Origin of the sequence: Pararhizobium sp. LjRoot238, assembly GCF_964252955.1 — a bacterium.
Taxonomy (GTDB): Bacteria; Pseudomonadota; Alphaproteobacteria; order Rhizobiales; family Rhizobiaceae; genus Pararhizobium.
The window spans coordinates 36330-58896 of the sequence record NZ_CAXUPP020000003.1 but is presented as its reverse complement, the minus strand read 5'-3'; the positions used below and the strand labels follow the sequence as shown (position 1 = coordinate 58896).

Here is a 22567-nt window from a genome sequence, read left to right as displayed (position 1 = left end):
CGCCTGATCAAACTAGCGTCTATGTGGGCATTGACGGCGTCAGCGCTCAGTGTCCCTGTTGCTTTGCTTTTGACCGCGTCTCCACTATAGCCGCCAGCGGCACTCAATGAAAATTCCGGCTCTTCACCTTCAGCGTATCGATATGAAGATCCGGTGTGAAAATGTCCCTCGGCTTGACCGCCGGCGATCGATCTCGCGAATCCCGACTTCCCGGCGATCCGTGGGCGAACTCGTCACCGCGACCCGTCGGCGGTTTTAACTCCCCATCACGATCCGCCAAGGCGGATAGGTCGCCCGACAGATCGAACAGTTGCTGGGCGATCAGATGCACGACGTCGCCTTCCCGCTGGATGCGGCCATTGATTGCCATCATGCTCGATCCGAGCACGACGCGCCGGCGCCGCTCGAAGAGCTTCGGCCAGACGACGACGTTTGCCGGACCGGTCTCGTCCTCGATCGTCAGGAACATCACACCTTTTGCCGATCCGGGCATTTGACGGACGAGAACGAGGCCTGCGGTCATCAACCAACGGCCATCTCGGGCCGACATGGCTTCTCCGCAGGTAACAATGCTTCGAGCGGCAAGGTCCTTGCGCAGGAAGGCGATCGGATGCTCGCGCAGTGTCAGCCCGGTGTGGCTGTAGTCCTGGATGACATTGTGCCCATCTGTCATCTGCCGGAGTTCGACATCAGGCTCCTTCTGCTCGGCGATCGTCTTCATCTCGCGCTCGGCCGCAGCAACAAAGAGTGGCAGTGGCTCATCGCGCAAGGCTTTGATCGCCCACAGCGCGTCTCTACGCTGAAGTTCGAGCGACGGCAGGAAAGCATCGGCCTCTGCCAGTTCGACCAGCGACGCCGCCGGCACCCCGCAGCGCCGCCACATGTCGTCGACGCTGTCGAAGGGCTGATCGGCACGGGCGGCCACGATGCGTGCCGCATCGACTGCGGCCAGTCCACGTACCAGACGCATACCCAGTCGGACAGCATGGCGGCGCTCGTCACCCACGACCGGCTCGAGCGTGCAGTCCCAGCGAGAGCGGTTGATGCAGACCGGCCGGATCTCCACACCGTGGTTGCGGGCGTCGCCGACGATCTGGGCGACCGCATAGAAACCCATCGGTTGGCTGTTGATCAAGGCCGCGCAGAACGCGTCGGCGTAATAGCATTTGACATAGCTGGAGGCATAGGCAATGAGCGCGAAGCTCGCAGCGTGGCTTTCCGGAAACCCGTATGAGCCAAAACCTTCGAGCTGCGAAAAGGTCTTTTCAGCAAACTCCGGCGAATATCCATTCTTCACCATGCCGGAGACCAGCTTGTCCTTGAACTTTGAGACGCCGCCGGTGAACTTGAACGTGGCCATCGATTTGCGAAGCTGATCGGCCTCGCCGCCGGTAAAGCCGGCGCAGACCATCGCTACCTTCATGGCCGACTCCTGGAAGAGAGGCACGCCGAGCGTCTTTCCAAGCACCGCTTCCAGTTCGGGCGTCGGGTATTCGACCGGTTCCTTGCCTTCGCGTCGGCGCAGATAGGGATGCACCATGTCGCCCTGGATCGGCCCGGGCCGGACAATCGCCACCTGGATGACGAGATCATAGAATGTTCGCGGCCTCAGCCGTGGCAACATTGCCATCTGTGCCCGGCTTTCGATCTGGAACGTTCCGAGCGTGTCGGCCTTTCTGATCATCGCATAGGTGGCATGATCCTCCTGTTCGATGTTTGCGAGATCGATCGTTTCGCCCTTATGCTCTTCAATCAGCTTGAATGCTTTCGCCATGCAGGTCAGCATCCCCAACGCCAGGACATCGACCTTCATGAACTTCAGGGCTTCGACATCGTCCTTGTCCCATTCGATCACCTGCCGGTCGGCCATTGATGCGGGCTCGATGGGGACAAGATCGTCGAGCCGATCATGCGTTAGCACGAAACCGCCGGGATGCTGGCCGAGATGCCGGGGCGCGCTCATCAGCTGCTGCGCAAGTTTCAGCGTCAGTGCGAGGCGACGGTCGTCGGGATTGAGGTTGAGTTCGCGCAGGTTCCGGTCGCCGACCATATCGGCGGACCAGGACCACATGCCCGATGACAGCGCCTTGATCATATCCTCCGGAAGACCGAGCGCCTTGCCGACATCACGGATCGCCCCTTTTGCGCGATACCGTGTCACCGTCGCGCAAAGTGCTGCCTTCTGATGTGTGTAGGTCTTGTAGATCCACTGAATGACCTCCTCGCGGCGCTCGTGCTCAAAGTCGACATCGATATCCGGCGGCTCGTCGCGCTCTTGAGATACGAAGCGCTCAAAGAGCAAGTCATTTGTCTCCGGATCGATGGAGGTGATGCCTAGAATGTAACAGACGGCGGAGTTAGCGGCGGATCCCCGCCCCTGGCAGAGGATGCCCTGGCTGCGGGCATATCGGACGATCGAAAACACGGTCAGGAAGTAGGGTGCGTATTTCATGGCCCGGATGAGGTCGAGCTCATGCCGAATGATTTTCAGAACGCTGTCCGGCAGACCTTCCGGATAGCGCGTAGGCGCGCATTCCCAGACATAATGCTCAAGAGACGCTTGCGCGTCCTTACCTGGGACGATCGCCTCTTCAGGATATTGATAGGTCAGCTCCTCGAGCGAGAACCGACAGCGATCGGCGATTTCCATCGTTCGGGCCAATGCTTCCGGGTAGCGGGGGAACAGCCGTTGCATTTCCTCCGGAGGCTTCAGATAACGGTCGGCATGACGCTCCCTCTCGAAACCGACGTCATCGATCGTGGTTCTGGTGCGAATACAGGTGACGACGTCCTGCAGCTGACGGCGCGACGGTTCGTGGAAAAGAACGTCATTCGTCACAACGGTCTTCACCTTGAAACGTGTGGCCATGTTCGACAGCTCGTGCAGCCGCACCTGGTCGTTCGGCCGCCGGCGAAGGGAAAGGGCGAGATAGGCCCGGTCCCCGAACATCTCCGCCATCTTTCTGAGCTGCATCGCGCAGGTGTCGTCAGGTAGATCGGGCACCAGAATACCGATCAGGCCCTCGGCATAGATCGCGACGTCGTCGAGATGCAGGATGCAGTTAGCCTTTCCGCCCCTGCCTTTGCCGAGCGTCAGCAACCGGGTCAGGCGTGAATAGGCGGCACGATCGGTCGGATAGACCAGGATCGACATGCCGTCCTGTAGATCGAGACGACAACCGACCACGAGGCGAACGCCTGTGGCACGGGACGCCTCGAGAGCCCGGACGATGCCGGCGAGCGAGTTTCTGTCGACGACGCCGAGCGCCGCGATGCCGAGCTCCCTGGCGGTCGCAAACAGCTCATCCGCCGACGATGCTCCGCGCAGGAATGAGAAATGTGTCGTGACCTGGAGTTCGGCATATCTCATGCGAATATCCCGTGCAGGAACCACTTGTGGGAGCCGGTCGCCGCATCGATGCCATCGCCCGACCTGAATATCCAGAATCGCTCGCCGCTCTCGTCTTCGATCACAAAATAGTCACGTACCGCGTCGAACTCGGAACCCCTCGTCCACCACTCGCCGAAAATCCGCTCCGGGCCGTCGGCGCGTTTCACCCGCCGTCGCTTGCCGCGCCAGGTCATCGACACAGGTGGATGATCCGGCAGCAGCGCGATCACCTCGATCAGATCCGGACGGGAGAGGAGGCGAACGGGTCGGGGCCAGTGCAAGGTCCATGAGGCACTGGTCTCCTCGGCAACCGCACTGACGCGCTTGACGCTGCGCTCGGGCACATCGCTCGCCACAGGCGCCATGCGATAGACACGCTGCCCGCGATTGCCGATCAAGTCGATCAGCGGCGCGATATCCACGATCTCCTCCTCGATCAGGGAGGACGCTTTCTGCACTTCGGTGAGCGGTTCGGCGATGACAGCCACCAACGAGAGTTTCTCGATCCCGAAGCCCGGCTCGATCTTCTCGATCCGGTCCTTGAAGAGCTTTGTCAGCCAGGCCACATTGCGTGCGGGTTTCGCAGTTCCAGCACGGATCGCCTGCATGGTATTGTCGACCTTACGGACGAGAAGGTCTGCGCGGCGAACGCCGAGGCCCTTCCGCTGGAGCGCTTCGCAGAGTTCAACGACCAGCCGCGAGACGTATTTGGCAATGGTCTCGGGCGCGCCGATCGGCTCGGCGAAGGCGCGGCTGACTTCGATGACATCCATCGGACGGATCGGATCGATCGGCTCCGGCAGCCGCCCATACATCTGGTCGAGACGACGGCCGATTTCGGGACCGAAGCGAAGGGCAAGCGGCGCGCGCGGTGTGGCCGAAAGCTCGCCGATCGTCTGAAACCCGAGGGTCCGCAGGCCGCTGACGATTTCAGAGGGCAATCGTAATGATGATACCGGTAGCCGCTCGACGAAACGCGATGTCTCACGCCGCGCAGCGATCACGGTATCGCGCGGGCTCACCCGTGCCAGCGCATGCGCCGCACCCCAGCTGTCGGCAATCGCAACACGTGCGGTCAGCCCCTTGGCACGAAAGCGATTGACGATGCCGGATAGCATGAGCGCCTCGCCACCCTGGAGATGATCGGCGCCTTCGGTGTCCATGACGATACCGTCGGGCGCATCCATTGCGACAATCGGCGTGTACTGCGTCAACGCCCAGAGCGTGAGGCGTTCGAGGGCCGCGGTGTCCGCGATCGGATCGGCGTCGACCATCTGCAGACCCTGCACGATGGCCTGCGCCTTGGCTGCCGGCATGCCAATATGAAGGCCCGCCGATCGGGCTGTTTCGTCCGCGGCCGCGATCCAGCGTTTCGAACCGCTCTTCGCAATGACGACTAGCGGCCGGTCAGCGGCCAGCATTCTCGCGCCGTCGGCCCTCCTGATCCTGTCGATCGCGAGATCCGGAAGATAAATGGATACGACCCGTGGCATCGCACGCTCCTACAATAAACTCTGCGCACTCACCCGCTTTCACTCTCATCAGCTCCAGAAGCCATCGTGGCCGCCCGACGCCTGGAACCGGTAGCTCTTCCGACGGCAGTACGCTGACGCGCCACCGGGATGTCGAGGCCGTCGGCTGGCCAAAATCCGAAGCCTCCGTCTGCCGCCGCCATCGTCGCACGACCAGCCCCATCGTTCCGGTCTTCTCCGCCGCGAGTTGCAGCCGGCGCGAGGCGGTCATGGGAAGACGGACGAGTTCACCGACCACGGCGCCCAGGCCACCGTAGCCAAGACCTTCCTCCATTGTCGCCAGGACATCTTCTTCCCTATCGGCTTCGGCAAAGACAACGCGATCGGGATGGAGACCCGCCTGCGTCAGCGCCGGGAAAAACAGGTCTGGACGCGTCATGCACCAAAGGATCTGCCCCTTCGTGCGCGCAGCGATCCCAGCGACGCAGAGGGCCGCTGCCGCACCATCGACCGTTCCTGACCCGCCACCGGCGAACTCGTGCAAGGCCCCATAGGCCAGACCGCCGCCTGGAAGCACGGCGTCTATTTCGGAAACCCCAAAAGCAAGGCAGCCAACCTTCCGCGTCGAACCGCCCTCGAGGGAGGCGATGCGGTCGCGTAGATCGGCAATTACCCTGTTGCGGGCAGCAGTCATCATTCACGCGTCCCTTGAAGGCCGTGTTGGAGTTTCGACTTCATGTCGTTCAATTGCAGATGTTCTCTATCTGTTCCGATGTCGTCGAAGAGTCAAGCAACCGAGAATAGGAATATTATCTCTCAACTTTAGGGAACCAAGAGATTCGCTTTGCGAATCATGGCCATGGGCCGATTGCAGCTATTTGGTAGAACCGAGAAAAAATTTTCGACGGATCGCAACTTCACCTTCGCCGCTTGGCATTTGATCGGTCCATCGGCTACGATCCTCGCAGTTTCACGGAACGGGCGCTGCGAATGTGCAATCTGTACCGCATGGAAGACAAGGACTGGGTTGCCAAGTGGGCTCAGGACGCCGAGAGCATGATCAATCTCATGCCGGCGTATCAAATGAACCCGGATCAGATGGGGCCGATCGTGCGCAATACGGCCGATGGAAGAAAGCAGTTGGTGCATGCGCGCTGGGGTCTGCCTTCCCCACTATTCGCTCTCAAGAAAGAAGCTGAGAAGAAGGCCGAAAAACTGCGAGCCAAGGGCAAGGAGGTCGACTTCGGGGCCTTGCTGCGTGATCAGGTGGATGGCGGCACCACGAATGTGCGCACTCTCAATTTCCCGCATTGGAAGCGTTGGTTTGGTGTTGAGCATCGCTGTCTTGTTCCCGTGACCAGCTTCGCGGAGCCCGATCCAGCCAGTAAGGAAGAGGGTGGCAGGACCCCCAATGCTTGGTTCGCACACGATGAAAGCAAGCCTCTGATGTTCTTTGCCGGCATCCATGTGCCGCAATGGACGAGCGTGCGGAAGGTTAAGGACGGACTGACGACCGATGATCTCTACGGTTTCCTTACCACCGATCCGAATGACCTTGTGAAGCCCATCCACGAGAAAGCTATGCCGGTCCTGCTTCTGACCAAGGAAGAGACTGATGTCTGGGTGCGTGCGCCGTGGGATGAGGCCAAGGCACTTGCCCGTCCTCTGCCCAACGATGCGCTGATCGTAACATCCCGGGAGCCTTATGGCTCGACGATCGTAACGAAGGCCGGAGAACCAGTTGCCCAGCCGAGCCTTTTCTGAGCCTGACCGGTCTAGAGCAGCTCGATCCACACCGGTGCATGATCACTTGTGTGGTCCCAGCCTCTCACCGACTTGTCGACCGTGGCCTGCTTGAGATTGTCAGCAAGTGCGGGCTCAGCAGGAAGTGATCGATCCGCAGCCCCGCGTCGCGGGCAAACGCGTGTTGATATCGCTGCGAAGACTGCTATGTTCTCTCTTTGTTTCGGGTAATACCCGCAAAGGGACACTGAGCCTGAAGCTTTCTTGCAAGACCGCCATGAACGATATGACGCCAACGCCGATCCGCAAAATCGTCCATGTGGACATGGATGGTGCGCCGTGAAGGCGCGAGAGAGGTGACAATATGACTTAGACATCATCTCTCAAGCTCGCTGATTTTCGACCGACGGTTGGAATGCCGTCTCGGCTGTAAGAGCAACAGCCGAAAGGGGGCCGAAAAGCTCGACCGGGCGTCGCCGGTTGGGTGTCATAAGCAGATCGGCCTTAAATGTACCGGATACGAGCCACCACTCGTAGGCCGGGCTACCGCAGTGTCTATGACGAGACAACGAAGTGAGCGCCGGAAGCCTCTGTATTTATCGACAACGCCTCCGCTGGTGTGATGGCACTGGAGGTCACGCGATCCGAAGCGGCAGGGTTCAGTCCATCCCTGCTGCTGGGCACGGGCATCGTGTCCGGGACAGGAACGGCTCTCTCAGCCTGTCCTCAGCATCGCCAGGGGTAGAGCTCACCGTCTAACGACACGAAGGTTGGAGATCGGAACACGGGAACTCGGATCGTCTGCCCGGCGCGGAACCGGGCTAGCCTCGACGGCAGGAGACGGACGACACCGAGGGCGGAGCTTTCGTAGTAGTCGGAGCGCGGGAAAACCGCGCACAGGGCGAAGGAAAGCAGGAAGACGGTAGGTTTGCACGACGGAGAAGCAATCTATGGACATGGATTATCAAGCCGATGAGGCCTGGGTACTCGGCGTTCAACGCAAACTTTACCAGCAGAGCAAGGCAAATCCCGACGAAGCGTGGCGCGATCTCTGGGGGTGGCTTACAGACGCCCGTATGATCCGTCATGCCTGGCGGCGCGTTTCGACCAACAAAGGTAGGCGCTCCGCCGGAGTCGACGGGATCACCGTGGACCGCGTCCGGCAAAGGATAGGTGAGCAGACGTTCCTTGATGGAATTCGGCGAGAATTGCGCTCTGGCGCATACCAACCGAGTCCATCACGACGGAAGCTCATCCCCAAGCCGGGCAAACCGGGGCAATTCCGACCCTTGGGCATTCCCACGGTGAAGGACCGCGTCGTTCAAGGCGCGGTCAAAGCAGTTCTCGAGCCGATCTTCGAGGCCCAATTCTGGCCGGTCTCCTACGGGTTTCGGCCCGGAAAGAGCACCCATGGGGCCTTGGAGCATATCCGACTGTCCCTCCTGCCGCGCAAGCGAGACGAGGACAGCCGTCGGCACCAGATGCCCTACAACTGGATAATCGAAGGCGACATAAAGGGCTGTTTCGACAACATCAATCACCACCATCTCATGGAGAGGCTGCGCGCACGCGTGGCCGACCGGCTGGTGATGGGGTTGGTGGGGCAGTTCCTAAAGGCTGGCGTCCTAGCGGAGGACCAATTCCTGCGCACAGACAACGGCACGCCGCAGGGTGGGATCATCTCCCCGTTGCTGGCCAACATCGCACTAAGCGCGATCGAGGAACGCTACGAGCGATGGACCTATCACCGCACGAAAATCCGGAAACATCGCCTCTGCAACGGGGCGGCGGCGGCACTGAGCGCACGAGGACGGGATCGCCGGCTAGGACGCTGTGTGTTCTTCCCGATCCGATATGCCGATGACTTTGTTGTGCTGGTGTCAGGCTCGAAGGAAGATGCCATCGCGGAGAAATCCGCCCTGGCGGATTACCTTCGGCAGACAACCGGTCTCGAACTGTCACCGGAAAAGACCAGGATCACGGCAGTGACGGAAGGATTCGAATTCCTCGGATTTCATGTCGCAATGCGATGGGACAAACGATACGGATATTTCCCCCGTATCGAGATACCCAAAGCAAAAGCCGCTGATCTGCGTCACAAGATCAAGGTACTCACCAAGGTCGATACGAATTTGGTGACCCTTGGTCAGAAGCTCGACGAACTGAATCTCATCCTTCGCGGCTGGGCTGGCTACTATCGCCACTGCGCCAGAGCCGGAAAAGTGTTCACGGCTATCGACTGGTTCGTGACGCGCCGTATCTGGTGCTGGCTTCGCAAGAAGCGCCGAAAAGCAAGGGTGCGCGACATTATGCGGTCCTTCGGACCGAGCCGTCGCCGCCCGACAAGACGCCTATGGCAAGAGGGTTTGCACGAGCAGTATATTCTCGCGTGGACTCCTATTCGCCGGTTCCTTCTTGGCTGGATGAAAACGCCCAACTTTGCCATGTCTTCTGGAGAGCCGGATGCGTAACGAAAGGCGCACGTCCGGTTCGGCGAGAGGCGATGAGAGACCACCCGCTGCGAGGCGGCTAGGCGCTCATCGCCTACTCTACCGTTCTATGCCTCGGTCGAGCAGCGCGATAATCCGGAGCTTCGCGGCAAACCGGTTGCCGTCGGCTATCCGCAGGCGCGCGGCGTGGTCGCGGCCGCCAGCTACGAGGCGCGCAAATTCGGCGTTCATTCCGCAATGCCGTCGGTGACGGCCAAACGCAAATGTCCCGAGTTGATTTTCGTGCCGCACCGCTTCGACGTCTACCGGGCCGTCTCGCAGCAGATCCATGCGATCTTTTCCGACTACACGCACCTGATCGAACCGCTCTCGCTCGACGAAGCCTATCTGGACGTCACCGAAAACCTCAAGGGCATGGAGCTCGCAACCGAGATCGCCGAGCAAATCCGCGCCAGGATCAAGGCCGAGACCGGCCTCACCGCATCGGCCGGCGTTTCCTACAACAAGTTCCTCGCCAAGATGGCCTCTGATCAGCGCAAGCCCGATGGTCTCTTCGTCATCACACCAAAGAACGGTCCGGCCTTCGTCGAGGCGCTGCCCGTCAAGAAGTTCCACGGCGTCGGACCGGCGACGGCGGAGAAGATGCTGAGACTCGGAATCGAGACCGGCGCGGATCTGAAAGTCCGCGATCTCGCCTTCCTGCAGCAGCACTTCGGCAAGTCGGGGCCGTATTTCTACTGGATCGCCCGCGGTATCGACGAGCGCGAAGTCAAACCCGATCGCATCCGGAAATCGATCGGCGCCGAAGATACGTTCCGGGAGGACATTCATGACCTCGACACTGCCCGCGCGGGCCTGCAGCCGCTGATCGGCAAGGTCTGGCGCTATTGCGAAGCCAATGGCATTCGCGGCAAGACGGTCACGATGAAGGTGAAGTGGGCAGATTTCACGCAGATCACACGCAGCAAGACCGTCATCGCGCCGGTGGCGAGTGCGACCGAAATCGCCGAGATTGCGGAGTTGTTGCTGTCGCCGATGTTTCCAGTCCCAAAGGGCATTCGACTATTGGGCGTGATGCTTTCGTCTCTGGATACGGTGGACGATGACGATGAACCGCAGCTGGCGCTGGCGCTTTGAAAGAAATCACGCTCGGGAATGCACGCTGGTTGTGTAACAGGTTGGGGGAATGACGCGGTGACAGGGAAAGAGTCGCCGGTGGCTTAGCTATTGATGTTCTCTATTTGTTCTCTTATAACGTGTTAAGAACCCTACAGGCGGCTCGAATAAGCTTGACGCATCCTTGTGATGGCATGTGAATGGAAAGAGGATTGGGCAGGCAAAATGAAGCAAGCGACACTTTGGAACGTCAAGAACGACGTGGGACCTTTATTTGATCCTATCGATGCCGCGCTGGAACTTGGCGCGTATGAGGCTCTATGGACCGAACAAAACGCAAGCTTCAAATCGCTTGCAGAAAAGTTCGCAGAATCTCCTGACGCGCGACCGTCTGATTTCATTCCCCCTGAACAGGCGAGGCTGGTTGCAAGCAGGGTTATTGACAAGCTCCGCGGTCCTGATGGCACGCGTTTTGACGTGCGCGTCAGGGGGGAGCTCGAATATCCCGAGCGGTTACGGCAAGCCACCCATCCCGTGGAACTCCTTTATTTTCAAGGTCGGTGGGAACTGATTGCTACGCGATCAGTGGCCGTTGTGGGCACAAGAAAACCAAGTACCGAGGGGTTGAGCCGCGTTCGGCATCTTGTGAAGAGACTCGTGCAGGATCAGTTTACGATCGTATCGGGCCTCGCCGAAGGCGTCGATACGGAAGCTCATAACGCTGCAATCGCAGCTGGCGGTGAGACGATTGCGGTAATTGGCACGCCGTTGAACCATGTCTACCCGAAATCGAACGCGAGCCTGCAGGAACGTATCGCGCGAGACCATCTGCTGATCAGTCAGGTTCCGCTCGAGCGATATGAGGCGCAAAACTTTCGGGTTAATCGTTTCTTTTTCCCTGAAAGGAACAAGACGATGTCAGCGCTCACCGAGGCGACCATTATTGTCGAGGCTGGCGAAACATCTGGAACGCTGGTGCAGGCGAGAGAAGCCCTTAAGCAAAAACGGAAACTCTTCATTTTGAACAGCTGTTTTGAACGATCGGATCTCACATGGCCGAAGCGTTTTGAAGCCGAAGGCGCCATAAGAGTACGGGAATATGACGACATCAGACGCGAGCTGGTCAGCTCGTCTTAGGGTCGTCGGCGATCTAGAGCGCCCCGATCACTTCTATCTTGATAATAGCGATACCTGCGCGTATTTCGGCACTTATACGCCGCGGGCGGGATTCGCTCATAGTTATACAAATCAGATCATCAGCAATCTAAAGAAGAGCCCATCCGTTCGAAACACCGGGCAATGGCAATATAAACAGCGCGCTATCGCCAATGTCGGAGCCGCGATTGCCCAGAACCTCAAGCCTGCCAGCTGGCAGAATACGGTCTTTATCCCCATTCCGCCGTCGAAACGGCGAGATTCGCCGGAATATGATGACCGGATGCTACGGGTCGCTCAAGCGATGGGACACAACGCTGATGTGCGCGAAGTGCTTTTTACTGAGGTGGAACGAGAGGCAAGGCATACAACGACCGATCGGCGAGACCGCGATGCGTTGCGAGCCTCGCTGGCTATCGATACTGGCCTCATCGCCAACCCCAGGCAGCAGGTCGTTCTTCTCGATGACGTCCTGACCACCGGATGCAGCTTCAAAGTCTGCAAGGAGATGATTGCAGCGATCTGGCCCGAATCGTCGATCATCGGCGTATTCGTCGCACGCCGCGTTCCGCAGAATCCGTTCGCTGACTTTGATTCGGAATAACTTAAAACTGCGTCAGCGCTCTCATGCACGGTCCTACGGCCAGTCCCACGCGGAATATCGTTTGAAGGCATCCGCGACCTGCTCTGGTGCCTTAGGATTTCGAATTTGCGCACCATTGGAAAAAACGTTTACTTGCGTTGTTGCGCTGGCATAGGGCTTGTAGGGATCCTTGAGATCAGGGGTGATGCCCGCGAGGGCACGGTAATGGTTTCCACCCGGTGTTTTCAGCCAGGCCGCACAGATGACGTCAGCTCCCGTCGCTTTAACGAAAGCTCGGGCCGCCTCGAGGGAAAAGCCCTCAGTTAAGATGTCGTCGACGACCAAAACGGTCTTGCCTGGCTTAAGTGGACTGGCTTTATATCGACCACCGAGTTGTCCTGTCTTCAAGGGGTCACGGCGAAGCCTGATCGTGGACAGCTGATTTCCGTGATCCAGGGCAATGCCTTGCTGACGGGCCGTCTGAGACTTTTGCGCCGGAGTATGGCGTTCCACAAGATCGACCAAATAGCTGGCACGCAGGGTATCAGCCACAATCTTAAGAGCGTTCGATAGAACCTTTTGGCTGGAATTGGGATGATGGCCTGGATAGGGTGCCACGTAATTGATGACCCTCCCCAACCCGGAGAAATAAAGGCGCGCGCCCATCAAGCGGCCCCAGAACCGCACATCGCCTTTATTGAATTTCACAGCCTGTTTCGCATCCGTAGAATAGGCACCGGCGGTTGGATAGGACTTGGAATACTCTGCGAGAGGGGCGATGGAATAAACCTTTAGGTCGCCCTGCTCGATTGCCCAAAACCAGTCACCGATTGAAAGACAGCAACAATCGACAAACCGAGCGATGTCCTTCGGTGACTCGAATTCGAACCCATAAGCGCTGTTCTGCGCGTGCCAGCGGGCGTTGAGAAACATGAGTTTCCCGTTTCTCGCAGCGATCATGTCCTCCTTCGTCGAACCGATATAGATCGCCTCCTCCGGCTGCCAGTTTTGGGTTTTCAAAACATGATCCATAGCACCGGCAAACTGCTTCATCGGCATATCGCGGCCACCGCGATAGTAGGGGATCTTGTGGCCGACGACCTCGCTCAGGATGTCAGGGATCTCACGCTTTGACGCCGTTTCGATCCAACTGCTGTTGCTGACGATCACCGGCGTGACATTTCTGTCCGTTAAGAACTTCAGGAGTTTGATGGTCTCGTCCATCAATACAGGGTCGATGCTGCCCTTGACAACGAGGGTGTCGCGCAGAGAAAAGATCGCGCCTTTCAAGGTGTACATTTACACGCCCCGCTAAAGAAAACTGGTCTGCCGATACTGTTGGTCGTCACGTACAGATCGCTCTACGAAGTCCCGAAAGTCTTCATCCTGCCCCGGCACGGTGAAGACTTGCCGAGGCCCGCGCCCCGCCGGAAGATTTATCGGTCGACGATCCCATGTGGGTAGCCGCAGACCCGCGATTGCCCTGCCGAGGCCAGCTGCGTACCGAACTGTATGGGCCGTGCCACTGCGTTCCTTCCACTCGACCGGGATGAGCGCTCTGGCCAATGCCGCCTGCAACCTGTTGCGACGGACAAAATTCATGGCACTGTAGCTTTCACCCGGGAGATATTCGGTGATGACAGCCCCGCCGGCATCAACAATCTTCTCCCGAATCGGCCCGATATTTTTTGGATAATCCGCAGTTATTCCGGTTCCCAACACAGCGATTGTGGGCACCTTGGCGGTAAGGCTGGCATTGTGGATGGATTGATCAATCCCTAGTGCAAGCCCGCTGACCGTGGGGTGGCCCCAATGGCTCAAGGTCAAGCCGACATATTCAGCGAGCCATAGCCCGTCGCTGGATGGATCACGGGTTCCGACGATTGCGATAGACGGCACACTCAGGACTTCCGCATTGCCCTGGACGAACAACCAATGCGGCGGATCGTCGAGGTGAAGCAGGGTGCGGGGATAACGTTCATCGGACCGAAGAACGATCTGGATTTGCCTTGCCTCAAAAGTGGCTTCCAGCTGATCGACGGATCTGGCAAGGGCGTTCCTTATTCCATCCCAATCGGCTTTCGGGCTATTGGGAAGGCGCGCGCCTTTCGATTTGAGCAGCTGGGACAGTTCCTCCCCATGAGAATTGAAAACCGATTGAAATGATCGTTTCGACTCTGCGATCTGCCAGAGTGTCTGAAAGCCCACACCCTTCATCATCGCCAAAGAGAGGAACGCCGTTTTTTCGCTGGCCAAATCCGGCTGATTGTCCACTTGCACCCTATAGCCTCATTCCGTGCTGCCGGGGCACTTGGCCGCTCGTGCGGCTTGCCGCGCTTCCAGGTCTTCCCGTGCCATAGCAATGCTTTCTTCGACAGTCGGGGGCTCCTGACGCTGGGGCGTGAGACCGTGCTGTTCCAAGACCTCGTGCAAAGCCTCGATGCTTAATATAGTGAAGAAGCCCGGCTCAGGTTTTCCGAATTGCTCCAGGCTCTCAATAACCATCCCGAGGACGAAGCCTCGTTCATGAAAGACGGGGCCGCCGCTGAAGCCGCCGCGCGGAGGTCCCGACACCACGAAACGCACGTAACGGTCGCGATAGGTGTCCACTACACCATTGACTTCAACGGTTGCGGCAAGCTGAATTGGACCAGTCGCGGTGGGCACGGGCGGATACCCGAAGGCGATACCTTTTGTAAGCAACCAATCTTCATCCACGATCCAATCGTCGTAGTGGAATCCAAGTGCCATCGAGGGAGTATTTCTATCGATGCCGCCCATTACGAATGCGGCGACATCGACGGCGATGTCATTGTGAAAAAAGGGTCCTCTCGCGATGTGCGGATTCACGTGGTTCATATGCCAGATGGGGATTTCGCCATTGAGCATTCCTCCGGTGTGCGCTTCCTCGATCAGTTCATCTCTGAAAATCCAGCCCCTGCCGTAAGGGACGACGGAAAGGACTTCGTTGTTTTCCAATACGTGCCGAGCCGTAAGATAGACACCCTCTCCAACGTGAAAGGCCGTCCCAATTCCCTCGTCGCCTGAAGGCAATCTCACCACAACAGCAGCACAAGCCAGCGCGCCGACCCTGAGGATTAGCCGTTGAAAATTCTCCGACCGCTCAGCGCGTCGCTCGGCCTCCTCGGATGTCATCGGCCTTGGGGAACCGCCTTCCGGCCACTCGTTTGTCATGAGCGACTCATTCATATTGATGCAATCCATCCATTACGTCACTTCTGTTCGGAAGCTGTGAATCGAATCTTCAGGTGAATAGCCCGGCTTTCAAAGCAATCTTACACGCTATTTTGCGCGACACGATAAGCCAGGGAAATTAAACCTGCGCGCCAGAATGTAGCGAGTGTGGCGGCCCAGTGATGTTACAAGAATGATGACCCGATCAATAGAGATTTGAATTGCAATTTGTATTGATCGCCTTGAACAGAATCGAACCAATGGCACGCTGATTAAGCAGAGCGTGCGGTAGACCAAGATTATTGTGAATTCAGGACAGAAACGCATGAAAGGCTTGCCGTCAGCGCAACTTTGACTAGAGCAAACCGCGAATCTGTGTAACTTTGCGTTCGGGGTTGGGGAGTTCCCCCGTTGATGCACGGTCAGCGCGGTGTTCTCCGCCAGGAGTGAGCGCAGAACAGATGATCAGTACCCTTGGCCTGAGCCTCATTGCTGAACTTATGCAATGGGACAATGACGAAGCGACCGCGGAATATGGCTGGCTGCAGCTGATGTCCTCTGTCAAATATGACGGCTATGCAGACTTTAGGGCCGGGGTGAGGTTCTTCGAGAGTCTCGCCACATGGCTTCGTCAGTTTGGCCAAGCTGATCGCAGGACCGCTTACGACTTCGTGCGCCAGCGTCTCGTCTACATTTCGGCCGCCGAAATGCAACGCGTAATCGAGATATTCCTCCCAGAGACCGTCACGCCGTTTCTGCGCAAAGCAGCCGCGATCGAGGCCGGTATCAAGCCTTATCAAGTCTGGGGACGTAAGGAAGGTGTCGAGGCCTTTAACCGGGTGCTGCGGCGTTCGCTGTTCATCGGGCTCAGTGACGGCAGCCGCATCGACGTCTTGCGCAGGGCCAATGCCGGTCGCCTCTCGCAGGAGCAGATCGTTCCGATGATGAATATCGGCCGCGAGAAATGGGAGGATCTTGGCAAGGAGCTGCGCAACGAGCAGGGCGAGGATGCCCGGTTCGACAACGTCTATCTGATCGATGATTTCACGGCATCGGGCACCACGTTTATTCGGCAAGTCGACGGCAAGTGGAAAGGCAAGCTCAGAAAGTTCAACGACATGATTTGCGACGCGCGCAAGCACAAGGACTTCCCTATCGCCGAGAACTATAGGCTTCACATCCACCACTACGTCTCGACAGACCAGGCGCGTATAGCGTTAAGGGAGCGCGTCGCTGACGCCAGTAAGAACTGGGATGAAAAGTCCTTCGCCGATGTCGATATTACCGAAGGCTGCCTGCTGCCGAGCCGATTGAGGCTCACGCAGCCCGCCGATGCGGCGATGCTCAAACTGTGTGAAGACTATTACGACGACCAGCTCTACATTCGGCTCAAGAAACACTGTGATGAAGCCGGACAGAGCCACATGAAATTCGGATATGCCGATTGCGCCATTCCCCTCGTGCTCGAACACAATACGCCCAACAATAGTCTTTCCATCCTATGGGCTGAGACAAGCGGCAAGCTTGGCCACCCCATGGAGCCCCTGTTCCGGCGCAGGGACCGCCACGGATAAGACATGGCAAATCCCTTTCTTCGCCGAGCAACGGAATATGTACGCGACGACGCTTCGTTTCTGGCGATCGTCAGTCCGGCGCCATTGACGACTTTCCTTGCCAAAAGCGAGCATAAGGACGCGATGTTCGAGCTCCCGGTTCGCGTTATCGGCGAGCCTGGAAGTGGCAAGACCATGTTGGCGACGCTTGCAGAATTTAAAATGGTGGAGACGATCATGCGCGATCTGTCCACCGAAAATCATCGCGGGCTCGCCACTGCTCTCGCGGATGCCGGTTTCCTGCAGGACGGAAAACCGCGCGTTGCCGCGGTTCGCATCCCGATGGAGTCGGACTATCGCGACTTCTGGGAACTGCCTTACGAGCCGGCCGTCAAGACAAAGCTTGCGCTCTGGCTCGTGCAGGCCCGCGCCATGCTTGGCCTGCTGCGCAACTTGACGGCTAACCGGCGTCGCAGTCTGGACGACATTCGCTTCATCGCACGTGAATCGTCCGAAGCACAGATCGAACAGATCGGCGGACTGACGGTCCAAGGCATTCGCGATCGCGCGCTTGAGGTTCAGAAGGCGATATACTCGATTGCCGCCGGTTTGAGGCCGCCTGCGCTTGAGAACCTGCCGATCGCGGCGACCTCGCCCTATCAGCCCTTTGAAGCCATCCGGGCGATCGAGATCGAGTGGCAGGGCGAGACGCTGTCACTCAACCCTCTGGTCATGCTCGACGACGTGCACGCGCTTCACCCAGACCAGCGCGATGACATTTTCGCAGCACTGTCGCGGCGGGAGATCCGCTTTGGCCGGTGGCTGATGATGCGGCTTGATGCATTGAGCCCGGGGGCAGTGCTTGGAGCCCCGGGCAGCCAGGAGACCCACAATCTGACGACGGGTCGGGACTTCGTCGACATTCGCATGCAGGGTCATTCGGAGCGGGGCGCAGAGAGGCGCCAATTTCGCAGCATGGCGCTCGACATGGCCAACAGATACCTGCCGCTCGTTCAGTCCCTTAAGAATCGCAATGCCGATTTCGCGGCCCTTCTGCCGAGCGAGCCCCCTGCCCTTGCGCCCGGCCGTTTGAGGGAGCTGGCATCACAGATCGAGCGCGAACAGGCCAAGCTCGGCATCACGACCGCCAGGCGCCAGGAGATCGAGATGATAGTCTCCGAACATCTTTCGGGCTCGCAGTCTTACGACAAGCGTGAAGAGATCCATCTCTCGATGGCGCGCATCCTGATGCATCGATACGCAAATCGCGTGCAGCATATGACGCCGTCGCTGTTTGAGGATTTCGATCCGGATCCGAAATCGCCGTTAAAAGCCGATTCCGGTGTGGCTGAGGCCGCCCGTTTTCAGCTGAGCGACAGTTGGAAGCGGCCCTACCACTACGGAATCTCCGACCTTTGCGACGCGAGCAACGAAAATGCCGAGTTGTTCCTCCAGTTTGCCGGCGCGCTAGTCGCGCGCATGGAGACGCGCGTGATCCGTGGCAAGAACCCCGGGCTCAACGCCTCGGCCCAGGAAAGCGCCCTGGTGGAAAAGGCGAGGTCGATTATGGACGGGTGGTCCTTTGCCTTTGCAAGGCGCGTGCGTCTTCTTGTCGACGCCATTGCCCGGGAGTGCCTTGAGGTTTCGCGCGCGCCGAACGCGCGGCTTGGTGCAGGCGCCAATGCGATCGGGATCCCGGAAGAGGAAATCCAGGATCTGCTGCGTAGCGAAAACGAGCTCGCCCTCGTTCTGAAGCACGCGCTTGCCAACGGCGCGATCATCGTCCGTCGGAATTACGGCCAGGGAGGCCGATCATGGTGCTTGATCGAGCTTTCGGGCACCGTGTGCCTCGTCCATGGGCTGACCTTCAAGCGTGGTGGCTTCCTTGAGAAGCGGATCAGCTATCTTCAGGAAGCGAGCAATTGAATGAGAAGCCACTGGAGCAACTGCATCACGCATTTTGACACTGAGGTCGAAGGCTTCATTCAATCCTATTTCGGTGAAGACGAACGCCGGTGCCTGCTGGTCGGGGCGGCTGGCTTCGACCCGAGATCTCAGCGTATTGCGACGATGCTCGCCAATGTGCTGGGGCCAAGGCTGAGCGGGATTTTCATCCGCGAGGAGCGCGGTCAACCCGATGCCGCACTCCTCGCGCGGGCGAACGACAATGCCGACACGCTCAAGGCACTGGTTCCCAATTGCGAAATCCTTCATGTCGACGTATTCGGTGACGACGGCGCCGCAATCGGCGGACCACGCATTGCCGCTAAGCTTGGCGCCTATCTCATCGACCCGGCGGTCACGGATATCGTCCTTGACATGAGCGCGCTTTCGATCGGAATCGGCTTCCCGGCGGCCAAGATGCTGCTCTCGGAATGCGAAACCGCCGGCCGCTCATTCCATCTGTTGATCGTCTCCAATCCAGAACTTGACGACAACATCGTCAGTGAGCCTGCGGACCGGCCGATGCCGGTCAAGGGATTTTCCGGTTCGGAGGCCTTGGACGGCTTGCTCGACCCAGCACGGATCTGGATTCCCCAGCTTGCCAAGGGTCGCAAGGCCGCGCTGACTAAAATCGGCCTCTCAGTCGGAGAGTGCTACAAGATTTGCCCGGTCGTCCCTTTCCCGGCTCGCGATCCGAGGCGCGCCGACGGCCTGATCAGCGAATACGAGAACGAACTCGTCAACGAATGGCAGGTCGATCCGCGCGATCTAGTTTATGTCTCGGAGCGCAATCCGCTCGATTGTTACCGCACCCTCTCGACGCTGAAGGAGCGCTACGACAAGACAGTCAACGGCACCTTCGAACCTCGAGTTATACTGTCTCCGATCGGCAGCAAGGTCATGGCGGCCGGCGCGCTGATGGCGGCCATCGAGCACGACCTGACAGTCCAGTATCTCGAAACGGTACGCTATGAATTCAATGCGCCGGACAGTTCGGGCACTGAGACGGAGGACATGATGGTGCACGTGCTTCTATCGGGGCCGGCCTATGGCGGCTACGACGCGCTCGTTCGAACGGAAGAGATATGAGAGGCCGCTTCAGCGATAAACTGGACCGAGTCGGCGACACGGTGGCGATTGGCGCCGCGGCTGACGTGACGGCCCTCGCCAGAGCACTCGACGAAGGGCGTGCGCGACCAACGATTGCCGTTGGATCGGGAGGGTCGGCCATTGCCGCGGACTATTTCGCGCGCTGCCGCGAAACGTTGTTTTCGGCCCGCACCTCCGTTGAAACCCCAATGCAGTTTGTGCTTGGAGCCTCCAGCATTTCCGATTGCGACGTGTGGCTTTTCTCGGCAAGCAGCGACAACGCCGACGTCCTGGCCGCGGTGGAAACCGCTATCAAGAGACGGGCACGTTCCATTCAGCTCGTCACGCGCAACCCGGACGGTCAGGCCGCCACGAAAGCACGTGTCGCCGGGGGCCAGATTCATGCCGTTCCGGTGACTGATGTGAAAGACGGCTACCTGGCAACGCATTCGCTCGTCGCGACGACGACTGCCCTATTATTGGCGAGCGACGTGGTAAGCGGAGAGCCGGTTGGACCAGGATTAGCAGCAAGCTATCTCGTCGGCGTCCAGGAAAGGCTCTCGGCCAAAGCCCGCGCCGGTCTGCAAGATCGCTTTCGATCCCTGAAGCGTGGCGACACATTACTCGTGCTCACCGACCCCCAGGTCAGGCCGGTTGCAACGCTCATCGACACGTCGCTTTGGGAATCCGGTATCTGCCCTGTCCAGACGACTGACTTTCGCAATTTTGCCCATGGGCGCCATGCGTGGATCCACCAGCGTAGCCCGTCATCAGTGGTTCTCGCGCTGACCGGCCAAGACAGTCGCGCGGTCTGGCAGGCGCTCAAGAACAATCTTCCCAACGCCGTGCGGGTGGTCGAGATTGATCTTGGCCGCGCGGGCCGGCTCGCCAATGCGCTTGGAGTGATCGACGCTCTTGTCCTGGTCGAGGCAATGGGGGCTGCGGTCGATATTGATCCCGGCCGCCCACCGATTGGGTCCTATGCCAAGGATATATATGAGGACCCGGCGCTGTTGTCGCTGTCGGCTGCACTTCCTCCGCCAGTCGAGCACAAGCGTGAAGCCGTTCTCAGGCATGACGATCCCTTGTCGCAACACTTGCTTCTTGCCGAGGCTCGAAGGGAATGGCTTGCTGGCATTTCTGACGCCGTGTTCGGAGGGCTAGTCCTCGATTACGACGGGACCATCGTTCGAACGGCCGACCGCTACTCTCCTCCGGCGGATGATCTCATCGCAGAACTCGAGCGGCTATTGTCTCAGGGGATGAAGGTCGCGATCGCGACCGGTCGCGGCAGCTCGGCCGGCAAAGATCTGAGGCAGGTACTCCGACCAGAGTTTCATGCGGGGGTGACCATCGCCTATTACAACGGCGGCTATTCGCGCACGCTCGACGTCGATACAAAGGTGGAACGGCCTCCCGCCGATACGGCGATCGGCGAGGCCATCGCGTGGCTGTGCGCCAACAAAGGCCTCTTCGTCAACGTCCACGAGTGTTTACTCGAACCCGGGGTTCAGATCACGATCCAAAAGGACGATCTGAAGAATGCCGACACGTTCTCTGCGGACGTCGAAACCTGCCCGCCGATTGCCGATGGGCGCGTTCGGCTGACGCGCTCGGCTCATAGTTTCGATCTGATACCAGCCACGACCACCAAACTTGCCGCAGTCAAGGCGATCACCGCGGAGCTTGATGAGGGGCTCGCGGTGCTTTGTGTCGGGGACAGCGGCTCGCGAAGCGGCAATGACTATGCGATTTTGGCAACGCCCCATGGTATAAGTGTGGGAGACGTCTGCGGCGTGGCCAATGGATGCTGGTCTTTTTTTGGAGATCATCTATTAGGCCCGGACGCACTTCTGGAACTGTTGCGTGCCTTGAAGCCTTACGGATCCAAAGGGATGAAGATTGATGTCGCATCGCTCGCATTCGACAGGAACTGGACCTAAAGCAGCAGCCAGCTATGGCTCTAGCTTAAAGCGTCGGGCAGATGTCGTCGGCACGGGTTTCACCGTCCTAGACAGATTGTATCAAGATGGGCATTTTTCGGACGAAAGTCTCGGCGGCTCGTGTGGCAACGTCCTTGTGTCGCTCGCGATGCTCCACAGGGCGGTTGCGCCGGTTTTGCGGTTGGGGCTCGACCTCGCGGGCGAAAGGCTGATGACAGAGTTCTGCGAGGCCGGCGCTATCGTCGAACATATCCATCGCAGGCCTGAGCTGCGTTCTCCCATACTTGCCGAGAAACTCGACACGGCTTCCGGCATCCACCTATTTTCGTTCACATGCCCCGAGACCGATACCGACCTTCCCCGTTATGAGTCGATCGGCGAGCCCGAACTCGAAGAGGCACTTCCCCTCCTCCAGACCTGCTCGGTCTTTTATACCGACCGCCTGTCAGAAAGCATTTTGAAGGCGATGCGCGCCGCGCGAGCGGGAGGCGCCGTCGTATTTTTTGAACCGTCGGAGATTGGCAACAGCGATCTTTTTGAACGTGCGCTCGAGCTTTCGACGATACTGAAATATTCCAGCGATCGCCTCGACGACGAGCTTGGTGGCATTGCCGCCGACTGCATCAAGATTGTCACGCATGGTTCCTCCGGGCTGGAGGTTCGTGACGGGTCGTTGAAGATCTGGTGCAGTGCGGTTGACGCAACCGAAGTGCTCGACACCTGCGGCTCGGGCGACATGGTGAGCGTCGGGATTATCGACTGGCTGCTCACTGAAGACCTATCCATTGGCGAACTGAATGGCAGCCATCTCGTCACAGGCGTTGTTGCCGGCCAACGGCTTGCTGCTGCCAACTGCGCCTATGTCGGCGCGCGCGGGCTGTTCAAGCATCGTGGCGCGTCCTATGTGAGATCGCTGCTACACGCGGGATGATT

The 22567-nt window shown here is 58.8% G+C and carries 15 protein-coding genes and 2 pseudogenes; 10 read left to right on the top strand and 7 right to left on the bottom strand.

The window, feature by feature from the left end; translation table 11 throughout:
* Positions 1–103: 103 nt before the first annotated feature.
* From ACSQ3F_RS24950 to ACSQ3F_RS24940, 3 genes are read right to left on the bottom strand one after another with little or no spacing between them, the layout of a single operon-like run.
* Positions 104–3370, bottom strand: a complete 3267-nt coding sequence (locus ACSQ3F_RS24950) for an error-prone DNA polymerase (RefSeq protein WP_436102897.1) — start codon at positions 3368–3370, stop codon at positions 104–106.
* Positions 3367–4884, bottom strand: coding sequence for a Y-family DNA polymerase (locus ACSQ3F_RS24945; protein ID WP_436102896.1), 1518 nt, complete (start codon positions 4882–4884; stop codon positions 3367–3369). The genes ACSQ3F_RS24950 and ACSQ3F_RS24945 overlap by 4 nt, the downstream gene beginning before the upstream one ends.
* Positions 4799–5557, bottom strand: a complete 759-nt coding sequence (locus tag ACSQ3F_RS24940; RefSeq protein ID WP_436103118.1) for an ImuA family protein — start codon at positions 5555–5557, stop codon at positions 4799–4801. The genes ACSQ3F_RS24945 and ACSQ3F_RS24940 overlap by 86 nt, the downstream gene beginning before the upstream one ends.
* 296 nt (positions 5558–5853) lie before the next feature.
* On the opposite strand from ACSQ3F_RS24940, the gene ACSQ3F_RS24935 reads away from it, so the two are divergent.
* Complete coding sequence (locus tag ACSQ3F_RS24935; protein ID WP_436102895.1) at positions 5854–6627, top strand: SOS response-associated peptidase family protein; 774 nt, start codon at positions 5854–5856, stop codon at positions 6625–6627.
* Positions 6628–6638: 11 nt separating this feature from the next.
* Here ACSQ3F_RS24935 and ACSQ3F_RS24930 read toward each other — a convergent pair.
* A pseudogene (locus ACSQ3F_RS24930) lies at positions 6639–6796 on the bottom strand (exodeoxyribonuclease III); the annotation flags it as partial.
* 760 nt (positions 6797–7556) lie between these two features.
* Here ACSQ3F_RS24930 and ltrA point away from each other — a divergent pair.
* The 4 genes and pseudogenes from ltrA (at position 7557) to ACSQ3F_RS24910 (ending at position 11931) form a co-directional block, all read left to right on the top strand.
* Complete coding sequence (gene ltrA, locus ACSQ3F_RS24925) at positions 7557–9077, top strand: group II intron reverse transcriptase/maturase (protein WP_436102894.1); 1521 nt, start codon at positions 7557–7559, stop codon at positions 9075–9077.
* Between the two features lie 84 nt (positions 9078–9161).
* A pseudogene (gene dinB / locus ACSQ3F_RS24920) lies at positions 9162–10193 on the top strand (DNA polymerase IV); the annotation flags it as partial.
* Positions 10194–10397: 204 nt separating this feature from the next.
* Positions 10398–11309 carry a DNA-processing protein DprA gene (locus ACSQ3F_RS24915; RefSeq protein WP_436102893.1) on the top strand — a complete coding sequence of 304 codons (912 nt, stop codon included), beginning with the start codon at positions 10398–10400 and terminating at the stop codon, positions 11307–11309.
* A complete protein-coding gene (locus ACSQ3F_RS24910) occupies positions 11272–11931 on the top strand; it encodes a hypothetical protein (RefSeq protein WP_436102892.1) in 660 nt (219 codons plus the stop codon). Before ACSQ3F_RS24915 ends, ACSQ3F_RS24910 begins: the two co-directional genes overlap by 38 nt.
* A 33-nt stretch (positions 11932–11964) precedes the next feature.
* Here the strand turns inward: ACSQ3F_RS24910 and ACSQ3F_RS24905 are convergent, their stop codons facing one another.
* Genes ACSQ3F_RS24905 through ACSQ3F_RS24895 form a run of 3 tightly spaced genes read right to left on the bottom strand, consistent with a single transcriptional unit; the run spans position 11965 to position 15105 of the window.
* Positions 11965–13209, bottom strand: coding sequence for a phosphoribosyltransferase family protein (locus tag ACSQ3F_RS24905; RefSeq protein WP_436102891.1), 1245 nt, complete (start codon positions 13207–13209; stop codon positions 11965–11967).
* 12 nt (positions 13210–13221) lie between these two features.
* Entirely contained in the window at positions 13222–14190 is a 969-nt protein-coding gene (locus ACSQ3F_RS24900; RefSeq protein WP_436102890.1) for a DNA-processing protein DprA, read from the bottom strand.
* Positions 14191–14199: 9 nt separating this feature from the next.
* Positions 14200–15105: a S1 family peptidase gene (locus tag ACSQ3F_RS24895; protein WP_436102889.1), complete on the bottom strand. Its 906-nt coding sequence runs from the start codon at positions 15103–15105 to the stop codon at positions 14200–14202.
* A 446-nt stretch (positions 15106–15551) separates the two neighbouring features.
* Here ACSQ3F_RS24895 and ACSQ3F_RS24890 point away from each other — a divergent pair, with 446 nt between their 5' ends.
* The 5 genes from ACSQ3F_RS24890 to ACSQ3F_RS24870 are packed head-to-tail and all read left to right on the top strand — an operon-like array spanning position 15552 to position 22565.
* Positions 15552–16679: a phosphoribosyltransferase-like protein gene (locus ACSQ3F_RS24890; RefSeq protein WP_436102888.1), complete on the top strand. Its 1128-nt coding sequence runs from the start codon at positions 15552–15554 to the stop codon at positions 16677–16679.
* A 3-nt stretch (positions 16680–16682) separates the two neighbouring features.
* Positions 16683–18584, top strand: a complete 1902-nt coding sequence (locus tag ACSQ3F_RS24885; protein WP_436102887.1) for a hypothetical protein — start codon at positions 16683–16685, stop codon at positions 18582–18584.
* Positions 18585–19691 carry a hypothetical protein gene (locus ACSQ3F_RS24880; RefSeq protein WP_436102886.1) on the top strand — a complete coding sequence of 369 codons (1107 nt, stop codon included), beginning with the start codon at positions 18585–18587 and terminating at the stop codon, positions 19689–19691.
* Positions 19688–21634 carry an HAD-IIB family hydrolase gene (locus tag ACSQ3F_RS24875; RefSeq protein ID WP_436102885.1) on the top strand — a complete coding sequence of 649 codons (1947 nt, stop codon included), beginning with the start codon at positions 19688–19690 and terminating at the stop codon, positions 21632–21634. Before ACSQ3F_RS24880 ends, ACSQ3F_RS24875 begins: the two co-directional genes overlap by 4 nt.
* Positions 21597–22565 (top strand): PfkB family carbohydrate kinase, encoded by a 969-nt coding sequence (locus tag ACSQ3F_RS24870; RefSeq protein ID WP_436102884.1) that lies wholly within the window; start codon positions 21597–21599, stop codon positions 22563–22565. The genes ACSQ3F_RS24875 and ACSQ3F_RS24870 overlap by 38 nt, the downstream gene beginning before the upstream one ends.
* The last annotated feature ends 2 nt before the right edge of the window (positions 22566–22567 follow it).

Coding starts and splice junctions, on each gene's coding strand:
- ACSQ3F_RS24950 (WP_436102897.1), bottom strand. CDS start 3,370: ATGAGATATGCCGAACTCCAGGTCACGACACATTTCTCATTCCTGCGC.
- ACSQ3F_RS24945 (WP_436102896.1), bottom strand. CDS start 4,884: ATGCCACGGGTCGTATCCATTTATCTTCCGGATCTCGCGATCGACAGG.
- ACSQ3F_RS24940 (WP_436103118.1), bottom strand. CDS start 5,557: ATGACTGCTGCCCGCAACAGGGTAATTGCCGATCTACGCGACCGCATC.
- ACSQ3F_RS24935 (WP_436102895.1), top strand. CDS start 5,854: ATGTGCAATCTGTACCGCATGGAAGACAAGGACTGGGTTGCCAAGTGG.
- ltrA (WP_436102894.1), top strand. CDS start 7,557: ATGGACATGGATTATCAAGCCGATGAGGCCTGGGTACTCGGCGTTCAA.
- ACSQ3F_RS24915 (WP_436102893.1), top strand. CDS start 10,398: ATGAAGCAAGCGACACTTTGGAACGTCAAGAACGACGTGGGACCTTTA.
- ACSQ3F_RS24910 (WP_436102892.1), top strand. CDS start 11,272: ATGACGACATCAGACGCGAGCTGGTCAGCTCGTCTTAGGGTCGTCGGC.
- ACSQ3F_RS24905 (WP_436102891.1), bottom strand. CDS start 13,209: ATGTACACCTTGAAAGGCGCGATCTTTTCTCTGCGCGACACCCTCGTT.
- ACSQ3F_RS24895 (WP_436102889.1), bottom strand. CDS start 15,105: ATGACAAACGAGTGGCCGGAAGGCGGTTCCCCAAGGCCGATGACATCC.
- ACSQ3F_RS24885 (WP_436102887.1), top strand. CDS start 16,683: ATGGCAAATCCCTTTCTTCGCCGAGCAACGGAATATGTACGCGACGAC.
- ACSQ3F_RS24880 (WP_436102886.1), top strand. CDS start 18,585: ATGAGAAGCCACTGGAGCAACTGCATCACGCATTTTGACACTGAGGTC.
- ACSQ3F_RS24875 (WP_436102885.1), top strand. CDS start 19,688: ATGAGAGGCCGCTTCAGCGATAAACTGGACCGAGTCGGCGACACGGTG.
- ACSQ3F_RS24870 (WP_436102884.1), top strand. CDS start 21,597: ATGTCGCATCGCTCGCATTCGACAGGAACTGGACCTAAAGCAGCAGCC.